Annotated in this window: 8 protein-coding genes; 2 read left to right on the top strand and 6 right to left on the bottom strand. The window is 44.5% G+C overall.

Going from position 1 to position 13,246, the window contains the following annotated elements; translation table 11 throughout:
* Positions 1-271 precede the first annotated feature (271 nt).
* From AC5WJX_RS10145 to AC5WJX_RS10120, 6 genes are all read right to left on the bottom strand, one after another.
* Entirely contained in the window at positions 272-1,297 is a 1,026-nt protein-coding gene (locus tag AC5WJX_RS10145) for a PorP/SprF family type IX secretion system membrane protein (protein WP_494484418.1), read from the bottom strand.
* 2 nt (positions 1,298-1,299) lie between these two features.
* Positions 1,300-6,126: a PKD domain-containing protein gene (locus AC5WJX_RS10140; RefSeq protein ID WP_494484417.1), complete on the bottom strand. Its 4,827-nt coding sequence runs from the start codon at positions 6,124-6,126 to the stop codon at positions 1,300-1,302.
* Positions 6,127-6,542: 416 nt separating this feature from the next.
* Positions 6,543-7,736, bottom strand: coding sequence for a phosphoglycerate kinase (locus AC5WJX_RS10135; protein ID WP_494484416.1), 1,194 nt, complete (start codon positions 7,734-7,736; stop codon positions 6,543-6,545).
* Positions 7,733-8,164, bottom strand: coding sequence for a GNAT family N-acetyltransferase (locus tag AC5WJX_RS10130; protein WP_494484415.1), 432 nt, complete (start codon positions 8,162-8,164; stop codon positions 7,733-7,735). Before AC5WJX_RS10130 ends, AC5WJX_RS10135 begins: the two co-directional genes overlap by 4 nt.
* Positions 8,142-9,149 carry a type I glyceraldehyde-3-phosphate dehydrogenase gene (gap, locus tag AC5WJX_RS10125; RefSeq protein WP_494484414.1) on the bottom strand — a complete coding sequence of 336 codons (1,008 nt, stop codon included), beginning with the start codon at positions 9,147-9,149 and terminating at the stop codon, positions 8,142-8,144. The genes AC5WJX_RS10130 and gap overlap by 23 nt, the downstream gene beginning before the upstream one ends.
* A 92-nt stretch (positions 9,150-9,241) precedes the next feature.
* The gene (locus AC5WJX_RS10120) at positions 9,242-9,985 is read right to left on the bottom strand and encodes a glycosyltransferase family 2 protein (RefSeq protein ID WP_494484413.1); all 744 of its coding nucleotides are present in this window, start codon (positions 9,983-9,985) and stop codon (positions 9,242-9,244) included.
* 177 nt (positions 9,986-10,162) lie between these two features.
* On the opposite strand from AC5WJX_RS10120, the gene AC5WJX_RS10115 reads away from it, so the two are divergent.
* Positions 10,163-10,867, top strand: coding sequence for a polysaccharide biosynthesis/export family protein (locus AC5WJX_RS10115; RefSeq protein WP_494484412.1), 705 nt, complete (start codon positions 10,163-10,165; stop codon positions 10,865-10,867).
* Positions 10,867-13,245: a GumC family protein gene (locus AC5WJX_RS10110; RefSeq protein WP_494484411.1), complete on the top strand. Its 2,379-nt coding sequence runs from the start codon at positions 10,867-10,869 to the stop codon at positions 13,243-13,245. The genes AC5WJX_RS10115 and AC5WJX_RS10110 overlap by 1 nt, the downstream gene beginning before the upstream one ends.
* Position 13,246: the final 1 nt, after the last annotated feature.

The raw sequence follows: 13,246 nt of genomic DNA, 5'->3' as shown, positions 1-13,246 counted from the left end.
CTAATCTCTACTTAGAAAAAGCTATCCAATCGGATAGCTTTTTTTTTGCTATAACGGTTTGTTTTTGAGAAGTACAGCTGCCTCCATTAAGAAATAGCTGGTCGACCGGACAGCCTGTTGGAGCGTACATCAGAACACTAAATGAGGTTCCAATTGCCTTGAATTGAAAAAAGCTATCTGGTTAGATAGCCTTTCTTTAATCCGATATTGAAAGGTGTGAAGGTTTAGCGATTAGGGAGCTTAGATGACAATTAGCAAAGTAGTACCATCATTAATAGAAATAGTAGCTCTGTAGTCCTTTAAACTTCTCGTAGTTGCCGCTGTTCCTGAAAAAGGATTGGTAACCTATACTCGCCTCTGTGGTGCCGCTGGTATTGGTATAGTTAAGCCTGGACGTTGTTGCGTCATGACTGATCGCTAGGCGAAACTTCTCTCCTGATCTGCGGTTTCCTAAATCTACAATAAACGACAACACAATCGCGTCTGGTCCACCCTGCCCTGCTGTTCTGTACCAAAGTCCGGTATTGAGGTTACGATATTTAATTTGCGCTCCAAACGTGGCTGAAGATAACTTCTGCTGCTTGTGATAAATTATAGATGGAATCAGAAATGCACCGTCGTAATTGGTATAACCCGCATTGTAAACCAGCGGGATCATGTAACTGGCATTTACCGACATACGCACCGGCAATTTGGCTTCTGCGCCGCTAAATGACTCGTTAGGTTGATTGATGTGGAAAAATGAAGCACCTACCATCATGGATTTGTAGACGATGTTGGTTCCACCTGCAGCATCAAAAAAGAACTTGTTCGAGACATCAGGAAGTTCCGCCGCGGAAACACTACCTGGGATATAACCCAGCCGCATATCGATCTGATCGGCAAAGACAAGCTTGTTCCAGGTAATGGATCTGTTTGTAAAACCAGCCTGGATGCCGAAGGATGCGATGAAGTCATCTCCGCCTACGCTGTAGGAATAGGTGGCGGCAACGTTGTTTTTTACCAGGTACGCAGTACCTTCACTACTGCGGTTAAATAGCAGGCCTACCCCACCGCCAAAGTCAGGTATGTTAAGGTCGGCTGAAGCAGTCATGTAATTCAGGTTTTGTGACATGCCTGTAAACTGATTCCTGTAAATGAGGTTAAGCCTAAGGTCTCCTTCGAACTGGCCTGTGAGGGCAGGATTCAGGTAAATTGGGGCATTGAAAAACTGGGAGTATATATGATCTTGCGCCTGGCTCTCCAGCGAAAGAAAACTTAGACAAGCCATTAAGATCCGGCTGAAATTATTCTTCATTGTTATCTTATTAAATTAATAGAACCGGTACGCTTAGGCACAGATCCATTGTAACTCATGCCTTTCCATGGCATCTTGTTGATAAACTCAGCATCGATCTTCCAGATGTAGGTGCCTTGTGGGACAAGTATCGACTTGTATGTGCCATCCCAGCCTTCTGCTGGCCTGCCGTCTTCCAGCTTATCTGTCTGCCATAGCAATTCGCCCCATTTGTTGAAGATGCTCAGCCTATAGGAAGCCAGTCCAGATCCTTTGGCCCTGAAGGTTCGTAGCTCCTCGGTACCGCTATTTGGCATGAAGGCGTTAGGCACGAACAGGTAGCCTGGTACACCTACGATCTTCACCGTTTTACTCATCTCTGTATAGCAGTTGAACTGGTTGGTGACTCTTAAGGTAACTTTGTAACTGCCGGTGTCTGGATAGGTGTGTTTCGGACTTCTCGCGTTAGAGCTTGTTCCATCGCCGAAATCCCAGGTCCAGCTGTCCGGATTGTTCTCACTTTCATCTTCAAACTGGAAAGTATAGTTCGGAATGTTAACGGTTGTTCCCGGAACTACGTTAAAGTTCGCCACTGCAGGCGGAATGATGTGGATGTACTGATTGAAGACCCTGGTGTTGCTGCAGCCAAGCGAATTGACAGCAGTAAGCGTTACGGTATAAAATTCCTGATCGCCAGTGTAAACATGTTCAGGCTCAAATGCTGTAGAAGTTGTGCCATCACCAAAATCCCAGACGTAGGATATTCCGCCTACACTTTGATTTTTGAATTTCACATTTAGACCAGGACAGCCCTGTACCTGATCTGCAGCGATCTGCAGCATAGGTTGGTCATAGACCGTGATGGTTTCTGTTGTTGTAGTATCAGAACAGCCGTTAGATGCGGTAAGTGTTACAACATAGATTCCACCTTTAGTAAAGGTGTGGGTAACGGTTTCCGGAGCAGTACGCGTAGGTCCTGCTTTTGTGCCATCGCCAAAGTCGTAGATATAGGAAGTAGCACCGCTGGAGTTATTATGAAAGTTCACGGTAAAAGGTGCACAACCAGCCAGCTCATTGCTGTTTACCACCAGTTCTGGTAGTATGGTGTTTGGAGAAACGCGGATGGTGTACTTGGTTGGCAGACTCCTGGTGCAACTGTTTTCTGTGATCATGGTTACCTCGAATTCTTTGATGCTGCCGGATACAAAGGTGTGCGTTACTGGAGAATTATCTGTTTTCCGTAGCGGCGGTGTACCATCGCCGAAATCGAAGTAGTAGGTATTGCCGGTTCCTGGTGAGGTATTCGTAAATGTCACAACCATCGGCGAACAACCGCTTGTTTTGCTAGGTGAAAATACCGCCCGAGGCAATGCTTTCACGAGTACCTCTGAGGTAAAGGTGTTCTCGCCGCAAGCTGTTTTTACCGTAAGTTTTACCGTGTAGGTGGTGTCCCGCCCTGCTGGATGTTCCGGGTAAGATACCGCTGCTGTTGGATTAGCAGCATTCGATTTCTGCCCGTTGCCAAAATCCCATTCAAAGCTGGAACCTGTCAACGCAGGTGTGGTATTACGGAAAGTTACTTGTGCCGGGCCGCAGGATTCTTTAAGGTTTTGCGTGAAGGAAGCTTTGACAGTTTGCTGTGTGCTGAATACATGGGTCATGCTATCGGTTGTACAACGGAAGGGACTACTTACCACCAGTTTGATATTGATGAAAGTGTTGTCGGTGGTTATGGTATAGTTTGGAAAGCTGATGCCTGTACCAATCAGCACATCATTTGCATACCAGGAATATACATCATTACGGTCTGGATAGGCCTTGGCAACAACGTTCTGAGCGTTGATTAGAAAAGGTGCACAGCTTTTATCGGCAACAACGGTAAAGTCTGCTATGGGCTTGGGATTCACCGTTACGGTAACCGGATTACTGATGCTTTGGAAAGGCCCGGAACAGATATTGGTACTTACCAGACGCCTGAACGAGGTTGACACCGGAAGTATTCCAGGCTGGTAGGCCGGCAATACTGCGGCATCGATGTTGTTCCAGGTCCTTCCACCATCAATGCTCGACTGCCATTGGTATCTGAAGTTTCCATCTCCTCCGGTAGGTACAGAACCAGTCAATTGCATTGGGGCAAAACCCTCGCAAACTGCTGGCACGTTTTTGAGGATGTTGTTTTCAAGTGGAGGTAATACGGTGATTTTAACCGGCTCGCTTGTGGACGAGCAGTTCCCACCCGCTACATAACGTCTGAATAGCTGCGTGTCTGTGAGCGTGAGTTTAAGGTCTCTCTGGGTCTGATTTGGAACCACGGCCCAGGTAGCCCCATTATCCATACTACGTTCCCAAACGTAGCTGTACCCTACCAATGTAGATAGATCATTTCCGGTAATGGTGATCTCCTGTCCACTGCAGATCGTGGTTGTGCTGCTGGTAATTGTATTTTGAATGTTTCCAACAGTGGCGCTCAGGGTGAAAGGAACACCGGGACAACCGTTGTTTACCGGGGTGATGGTGTAAGTTACCACGGCATCTACATTTGGATTGGCGCTAATCAGCACGTCGTTAATCACGTTTCCAGTTCCGGAGGTAAAGCCAGTAACACTTGCAGGGCCTGTGGCGGTCCAGCTATAGGTCGTTCCCTCTAGGTTTGAGGTGATGGTATAGTTCAAGGGCGCATTGTTACAATTTGCAATAGCGGCCGGGCTGGTGATGCTTGCTTTTGGTCTGATGATCACCGTTATGCTACGTTCAATCACTGCGCAAGGTGCGGCCAGGGTTGTTGTAGCGCGAAGGATCAGTTCTACCCTGCCGGCTGCCCGTTCCTGGGCAGTTGGGATATAATTGGTGACCAATGCATTACGGCCAGCACTGAAGGTACCGTTACCACCAACCCAGGTGGGGGTAATCACATCACCCGTAATCACTGCATTTAAAGCAATCAGATCATCGTAACAGATCTCATTGATTGGTTGTATCTCTATGGTTGGGGATGGAATGAAGGAGATTTTCTGAGTCTTGGTGACAGTTCCACAGCTGTTTGTGTGTGTTACCGACACGGTGTAGGTTGCATATTCCAGAAATTTGATGTTGGGGAACTTTGTGTTTGGAGTGGAAGCCTCAAATTCATGTTCACCCCCGGTAACCGTCCATGTGTAGGTTCCTTCAGTTTCTTGTTGTGTGCCGGAAAACTTGGTTAAGGTAGGTCCTGTTACACAGTCGCAGAACTTATAGGTACCCAGACTGCAAAGCTGAACATCTGGCGAGAGCGTTGCAATAGGTGTACTATTCACAACAATGGTCTGCTCTTCGGTAGCAACTTCTCCGCAGGATGCGGTAAGTGCAACTAGCTTTATTTTGTAAATGCCTGCTGCGTTAAAGCTGAATTCAGGCGATTTGCTTGTGGCTGATGTACCATTCAAATAGCTTACAGGACCTCCGGTGATCTCCCATCTGAAGCTGTTGTTTGTATTGCAGCTTTCATCAATAGAAGAGGTGTTGTTCGGTTTGAATACGGTGCCGACACATGCTGTAGCACCAACTTTCCCGTCGATGTTGAAGCTTGGCTTTGGCGGGTTTTGCACACAGATGGTCCAGGTGTCTTCGCTTGGACCGCAGGAGCCAACGTCATTGGAGACAACCAAGCGCACCTGGTATGTTCCGGTAGTCGCAAATCCCGAGTAGACAAAGGATTCCTTGTCGGAAACGAGTTTGCCGTCCAAATACCACCTGTACGTCATTCCAGTTGAACAATTCGTATTCGTACCTGATACACTTTTACTAGTAAACAGCACTTGTTTACTTACACAAACAGCTCTAATTTGAGCCGTGTCAATCTTTGCCACCGGCTTAGCATAAATCTGTGCGTATGAGGTCACTGGATTTGAAATTGTAGAACAAAAGCTGTTTTGAGAGGTAATCGATATTTTGAAGGAGTTAGCTAGTCTTATGCCTGCACCTAAATCGATCGGTGGCTCACCGCATGAAGAGTTTTTATAATTATGCGTTAGCACACCATTCAGTCGAAGAACTTCTGCATGTGTGAAGGTGCTTTCTTGTTTATCACCCCAGTTGACTCTATAGACTGAACCTGGAAAATTATTCTGAATTCCCCCATTTCCGCTAACTGAAATTGCAAAAATAATATTAACCCCGGTGCCAAGAGCAGGATCAATACATCCCGTCTTTTCTCCACTTATTGGACTTACTTGTGTTTGTTGGTTCAACAAGAGGTAGGACTTATTTGATTTAATGGTTTGTCCGCCCTCTGTTCGTGCAGAACTCACCCGAATGGTGTAGTAATCTTGAGCTACTCCAGTCAGATCATATCCAAGACTACTCAAGGGTACGGACCCCGTGGCTTGTGTGACTTCGTTTTTATAAGTTAGTGTTTGAGAAGAAGGTGCGTTGGCTGCAATCCCAAATAAGATTGATTTATTATCACCGGTACTGGTTCCACACCAGCCAAATGCATCTTGCCCCAGGGTAAGATTAGCAGGCGCAGTGACGCCCGCAACGGGTCCCTGTGCAGCCAGCACCTGAACAGGCGTTGAAAACTCATGTATGAGTTCAGGACTGCTGCTTTTGATTCTCAGCCGGTAAGCAGTTCCCGGTGTAGCATCTGTGGGAATAACACCATTGATAAACCTGGAAAAAAAACCTTCATAAGACCCAATCAACTTTTCATTCTGGAAGTTACCTGTGGCATCAGAAAGATATAAAGTGAAGGTATTGTTTGATTGAAAATTGGTCGTTCCTGCGGAAAGTGGGTTCGGAACGGTGATATTACTTCCCCTTCCATAAGGTCCGGGATCAACTTGCTCAGTGTTAACTTGTGCGATTCCCAACATGGGAAAAAATGATAACAACAGAACGACTAATGCGGGTAGTTTTTTCCTCATATTTCGCAACGAAATTACAAACAATATAACGAATACAACAACTACTGTAAGTTTATTGTTAGGATGCAAAAACAAAAAATTGCAGCTGATGAGGCGCTGATATTGAGGTGATCTTCAGATAGTTTAGATCATTAACCATTGAACATGATTTTATCGTTTCAGTTATGAACATCGTGGCGTTTTCTGCCTATCTATTTAATAGAAACAAAATGTATAATTGCGAATTCTTGTCCAAGTAATCAGGAACTGGCATAGTTTTTTCTAATCACAGATGTTCACACACAAAGATTCTCAGAATTGCACAAAAAAAGCCCGGCGAAATCGTCGGGCTTGTGCATTTAATAAAGTTTTCTTAGGAGTGTTCGTTATGCATTTATCGCTTTAACACCTGGCAATTCTTTTCCTTCCATATATTCCAGAAGTGCACCACCACCTGTTGATACGAAACTAACCTGATCTTCAAGACCGAACTTCGCGATTGCAGCAGCAGAATCACCACCTCCAATAAGCGAGAAAGCAGCATTTTCTTTCGTGGCAGCAACAACGGCATCAGCGATAGCGCGAGTTCCGACAGCGAAGTTATCCATCTCAAACACGCCCATCGGACCATTCCAAAGTAGCGTCTTAGAATTCTTGATGGTTTCCGTAAAAAGTGCTACGGTCTTTGGACCAATATCAAGGCCCATCCAGTCTGCAGGAATTTGTCCGGAGTCCACGGTATCTTTGGCAGCATTGTTATCAAATTTATCAGCAATAACTGTGTCGATCGGCAGGATCAGGTTAACACCTTTACTTTTAGCTTTTTCAACAAGTTCAAGACAAAGCGGCATTAGGTCTTCTTCCAGCAGCGAGGTACCAATTTCACCACCTTGTGCTTTTGCAAAGGTGTAAGCCATTCCACCGCCGATAATCAGGTTATCCACTTTGTTCAGCAAGCTCTCAATAAGTAGGATCTTGTCAGAAACCTTTGCACCGCCCATTATTGCAGTAAATGGTTTATCTGCACCTTCATTAACTTTCTCCGCATTTTTAAGCTCTTCAGCCATTAAGTAACCGAAATACTTCGCTGTAGGGAAAAACTCCGCAACAATCGCAGTTGAAGCGTGTGCACGGTGTGCTGTTCCGAATGCATCATTTACATAAACATTTCCAAGCTTCGCAAGCTTTTCAGCGAAGGCGCGGTCACCTTTCTCCTCTTCCTTGTAAAATCTGAGGTTCTCTAAAAGCAACACTTGTCCAGGGCTAAGGTTCTTAGCTTTATTTAAAGCCTGTTCACCAATACAATCATCTGCAAATTTAACTTCGATATCCAGCATCCTCGAAAGGTCACCTAAAATATGTTTAAGCGAATATTTCTCTTCAGGTCCACCTTTTGGACGCCCTAAGTGCGACATCAGAATCACGGAACCACCATCATTGATGATTTTGTGGATGGTCGGCAAAGCAGCGCGCATCCTTTTATCATCGGTAATATTGTAGTCCTTATCTAAAGGAACATTAAAATCGACCCTTACCAGTGCCTTTTTATCTTTAAAATTACATTGATCTACTGTATTCATATGTTGTTTAGTTGTAGTGACATATTATAATGTGCTCCAATTCCGGAGAGCTCATATTCTTCTGAGAGGATTTCGAAGTTCAGTTTCCGGTAAAAACCTAGTGCCGAACTCCTGGCGTTGCACCAAATATAAGCAGCACCCCGCTTTTTCAATTCATCTATTGCAAACTTTATTACCGCAGCGCCATATCCTTTGCCGGCATGCTGTGGTTCAGTTGCCATACCTCTTAGGCGATAGCCACCCGGCCCAAGCGCTGGGAAATCTTCCTCGAAAATAGTAGCAACTGTGACGATGTTTTCATCTAGGAAATAGCCGAGGTGGAAGCCATGGTGATCTGTCGGGAAAATGCATTGTTCGAAAGGCATGTTCCCTTTTAACACTTTACTCCTCAGCGGAAGTGTTTTCTCAGCGTTGATAAACTTTATCATACTCTTCGATTTTTTGGATGAGATCAACCAGTCTGGCGGAGTATCCAGACTCATTATCATACCAGCCAACAACCTTAACCAGGTCACCTACGATAGAGGTTAACTGTGCATCAAAGATACATGAATGCGTATTATCAAGAATATCTACCGATACGATCGGATCTTCCGTATATTCCATAATATGCTTTAGCTCATTAGCTGCAGCCTGTTTGAAAGCAGCATTTATTGCTTCTATTGTTGTTGGACTTTTAAGTATGCAGGTGAGGTCTGTCAATGAACCATTTAAAACAGGAACGCGCACCCCGGCCCCGCCCAGCTTACCGTCAAGGTGCGGAAAAATGTTTGTAATTGCCTTCGCTGCTCCGGTAGTCGTTGGAATAATCGATGCTGAAGCTGCCCTAGCTCTCCTGAGGTCTTTATGCGGAGCGTCATGCAAACTTTGGTCACCGGTCATAGAATGGATCGTGGTGATGTAGCCGTCTAAGATCCCCCAATTATCGTCAAGGATCTTGATCATCGGAGCAACATTGTTTGTAGTACATGAAGCGTTTGAAAGTACCGGAGACTGCAGATCCACCAGGTGATCATTTACCCCTAGTACAACCATAGGAATATCTTTATCGGATGCAGGAGCAGATATGATCACCTGTTTTGCCCCTGCCTGGAGGTGGCGTGTAGCACCGGCCTGGTTCGTGAACTTGCCGGTTGATTCTATCACGAGATCAATTTGCAGGGCTTTCCAGGGCAGCTGCTCAGGATCTTTTTCCGCAAAGATCAGGATTCGTTTACCGTTTACAATTATAGCTTCATCATCATAAGTAACCTCACCCTTGAAGCCACGGTGTACGGTGTCATATTTAAATAGATGCGCTAAAGTGGCGGGATCGGTAAGGTCATTAATTGCAACAACATTCAGGTCACGTTCAATTGCAGCTCGCAGGAAGTTGCGCCCGATTCTGCCGAAACCATTTATTGAGATATTCATATTCAAAATTCTAGGTGGTAAAATTACCCCATTTTCTCCTATTCATCTCTTTGAACGAGTGGTTTTCTGTATTATTAACGATAAGAAGATAATTAGATGAATTGTTTAAGCTTCCTAAGCTTCTTAAAAATAAGGGCAGCAGCCGGAAATGGCAGTTGATTGTAAACCATTGCCCGATAGTCGTTCCCAATTGCGCTCAGCACACTTCGTACATTCCGGTTGCTCATTCCGCCCGTTCTCATATGCACAATGAGCTGATCCAGGAAAACAGCCCTTAGCCGATGTTTAAAGAAAAATCTGAGTACGAGATCGTAATCTGCCGCAGTGCCGAGCTGAAGCGAGTATCCTCCATAGCGCATAAAGTATATTTTTCTGATAAATAAAGTCGGATGGGCAGGCATCCAACCAAGCTTTAAATCTAGCCGGCTTAATGCATTTGAACGCCATTTTCTATTTATAATCCTGGTATCATGTCGATTCACGTAATTCAGATTTCCATAAACCGCATCGGCATCATGCCGGCTAAGAAAAAGTACCATTTGCGAAATAACTGTGGGACCAGCGAGATAATCATCAGCATTTAGAACGCCCACCAATTCGCCACTTGCCCAGGCAATGCCTTTGTTTAAGGCATGATACATACCGGTATCAGGCTCGGACACATAGTGCGAAACTTGATCTTCATATTTTTTAATGATCAACGGCGTACGGTCGGTAGACTTTCCGTCTATGATAATGTATTCTAATTCCTGGTAATCTTGAGCAAGTACCGACAGGATACATTGCTCAACAAAGTCTTCACAATTGAATACAACAGTAATCAAACTTACTTTCATAAATGTTAAAATATTAATTTCTATGTAATATAGTTTTTTATTAAATAATAATTTTACATTGTATTATATTACCAACCAGATAGTATGCAATCAAAACACGCTCAACTTTACCAGGTCCCTTGCATTATTTGTCTTCTCTTGCCATTACTAACATCATGTGGGTTTGTCAATCGGGACGTGATACTCAAGACTCCATTTGATGCAGACACCAGCAGAAAAGCTTATGTAGTTCCAATTCCTCCCAATCCGGAGGATTACTATAACCTGATCAAACCCGAGGATGAACTTGCCATTGCGGACCTGCAGGACATCACAATTCTAGTTAGAAAGGAGAACCTGAGGAACGATCTAAAAAACGACAGCTACGCCACCTTCAAAGTAAATGCATCTGGTGAAATCAATCTGCCTTTGATTGGGAAGGTGATGGTAGCTGGATTGAACCGGGTGCAGGCAGCGGAGTTGATTGAACTTAAGTACAAAGAAAAGGAATTGAAAAAACCCTTGATCGACGTAAGAATAAACAACCTGTACGTGGTGCTACTCGGCGAAGTAGCTAAACAAGGGAAATACATCATCAACAGGGAAGATTACGAGCTAATCGATTTACTGGGAGAAGCAGGTGGTTTAACGTCTATTGCAAACAAACATCTGGTCAAGATCATCCGAGGGGACCGGATAAACCCGGAAGTTATCATCGTAGATCTGGCGGATTATGCCTTTTTGAAAGATCAAAAGCTAAGGCTGAAATCAAGAGACATCATCTATGTGGAACCCCGGTCAGCGGCATTAAAGGCGCACAATGCACAGGCATATACCACCTTTTTCCAAATCGGTTTTGTACTGCTTAACACCATACTACTGATTATTAACTTATCGAAATAATGGAAGCTGGAGGAAAGATATGGCATGAGAATACCCTGAGGTTCAGCTACCGGCGAATATTTACGATCATTTATAGTCGTTGGTATTGGCTCCTCGCAATGGTACTCTTAGGCTTGACCCTGAGCTATATTTACCTGAACTTAACACCTAAATCATACGCAACGGAGGCAACTTTAAAGTTTGAAGAAAAGCGGTCGGAAATATCAGAGCTGATTAATGTTAGAAACGTATATGAAAGAAGCAACAAGTTACAGTCGGAGCAATTTGTCATTCGCTCCCGTGAAGTTCTGCTGAATGCGGCCTCAAGCTTGAACTATCCTTTAGCCTTTTACAAACAGGGTTATATCAATCATACTGAACTGTATCCCTTGATTCCCTTTAAAGTTATTGTTCTGAAGTCCCCTGAAGGAGATCTGTCAATACGTGATTACCGTGTTACACCAACTGAAAGCGACCGCTTTGTTTTGACTTTTCGACACCATGACAAGCATTTTAAAAGGACCTACAGGATCAATAGAACCTTAGCAATCGGGAATGTCGAATTCATGATAAAAGATCGGTTTAAACCCTCACAAATTGGCGTTCACTACAACCTACATTTCAACACTCCAGATGAGTTACTAACCAGGATTAACAATGGACTGGCGATGACAGAAAACAAGAACACCAATATCCTAAGTTTTACCCAGACCGATAAAAATCCTGCCTTTGCGGCAGACATACTAAATGCGATCCTAAAATCCTATATCAATTATGACCAGCGACAGAAGACGCAATCCGCTAATCAGACAATCTCGTTTATTGACACCCTACAGCACAGATTGGCGCAAGTAGTTGGCACATCCGGAACAGCTTTGGAGCGGTTTAAGACGAGTTCAAAAATGATAAATGTTTCAGGCGTTACAAACCAGGCTTTGGAACGATTGGAGACATCAGAACGGCAGAAGGCTGATCTTGATCTTCAATCACTAAAAACAAACCTGCTTGTTAAACAACTGGCTTCAAAGGACCTATCTGCTACGATCAGCTTTGATCTTCAGGACCTTAAAGATCCCTTCCTCAGTAACCTCCTCACCCAGTTTAATGCGCTATTGTTAAAAAAACAAGGTCAACTGGGTACCTATAAGGCCGGTTCAGAAACAGTGGCAGACACGGAATCACAGCTTAGGATTGTTCGTCAATCGCTGATAAGTAACCTCGAGGCCCAACAGCAAAAGAATACGGAAGCAAAGTTGTTCTTGCAAAAACAGCTTGCGAGGAACGGCTCCGACTTAACTCGGCTGCCCAACGCAGAAAAAGATTTTGTCAACCTACAATCTACATTTGAAGTTAACCAAAAAGTATACGCCTATCTCAACCAAAAAAAGTTAGAAGCACAGATAAGTCGGGCATCCATCACACCAGCCGCGACAATTGTCAATAAAGCGACCGCCCAGTTCAAACCGATTGCACCTATAGATCGCAACGTCTATAAGATGGCGGTTTTGCTTGGGTTACTTGCTGGAATTATGTTAATCTTCCTTGTCCGGGCATTAAACCCATACATATTCGACCGTGAAACGCTGGCGCAGCTCACAGACATCCCGATCATTGGCATCATCCGGAAATATCCTGCCGCACTGCCTTCCGCGGAAAAGCTTCTCTTGCCATACGGCGATACCATGTTTGCAGAATCTGTCCGTTCCTTGCGTAGTAACATCAGCTTTCTGGCACCTGATGTCGAAAGAAAAGTCATTTGTATCACTTCAGAAACATCCGGTGAAGGTAAATCCTTTAATGCCTTGAACCTGGCCCATGCACTTTCGCTGATTGACAAGCGTGTGATTGTAATTGCCGCGGACCTAAGAAAATCAATTCTACATCGGGCGTTTAATGCGGATAATCAGCTTGGACTCAGCAACTACCTGTCCAACCAAGCCGAGATAGCAGAGATCATCATCCAGCACTCAGACACACTCTCCTTTATCAGCGGCGGACCTGTGCCACCTAATCCCTCAGAATTACTATATGGGCAGCGAATGTCAAACCTGCTGGCAACGATCAAATTAACTTACGACTTCATAATTATAGACTCTGCGCCGATCGGATTGGTATCGGATGCTATGCCAATGATCAAAGCTGCTGATGTAAACTTGTTCATCATCCGCGCGGGCGTGTCCAGGTATCATGCTGCGAAAGTGCCTGAACGACTTTCACAGGAACTGGGCTTGAAGAACTTTCACATCGTACTAAACGCGTTTAATCAGGACAAGCTGCATAGCCCGTACTACAGGCACAACCGTTACAAAGATTCAGAAATACCAGAAACCTTACAGGGCTATTTAGAAGGTACTGGCAGGAAGAAATGGTGGCACAGGATCAAGTCAAAAACGAACTGAT

It is taken from the genome of Pedobacter sp. NEAU-ZC8 (genome assembly GCF_059278965.1).
Note: the sequence above shows the minus strand (reverse complement) of the source record. Positions and strands in the feature narration are given on the sequence as shown.

Excerpts from the sequence above, each read along its gene's own strand:
- AC5WJX_RS10145 (WP_494484418.1), bottom strand. The coding sequence starts at position 1,297 with ATGAAGAATAATTTCAGCCGGATCTTAATGGCTTGTCTAAGTTTTCTT.
- AC5WJX_RS10140 (WP_494484417.1), bottom strand. The coding sequence starts at position 6,126 with ATGTTGGGAATCGCACAAGTTAACACTGAGCAAGTTGATCCCGGACCT.
- AC5WJX_RS10135 (WP_494484416.1), bottom strand. The coding sequence starts at position 7,736 with ATGAATACAGTAGATCAATGTAATTTTAAAGATAAAAAGGCACTGGTA.
- AC5WJX_RS10130 (WP_494484415.1), bottom strand. The coding sequence starts at position 8,164 with ATGATAAAGTTTATCAACGCTGAGAAAACACTTCCGCTGAGGAGTAAA.
- gap (WP_494484414.1), bottom strand. The coding sequence starts at position 9,149 with ATGAATATCTCAATAAATGGTTTCGGCAGAATCGGGCGCAACTTCCTG.
- AC5WJX_RS10120 (WP_494484413.1), bottom strand. The coding sequence starts at position 9,985 with ATGAAAGTAAGTTTGATTACTGTTGTATTCAATTGTGAAGACTTTGTT.
- AC5WJX_RS10110 (WP_494484411.1), top strand. The coding sequence starts at position 10,867 with ATGGAAGCTGGAGGAAAGATATGGCATGAGAATACCCTGAGGTTCAGC.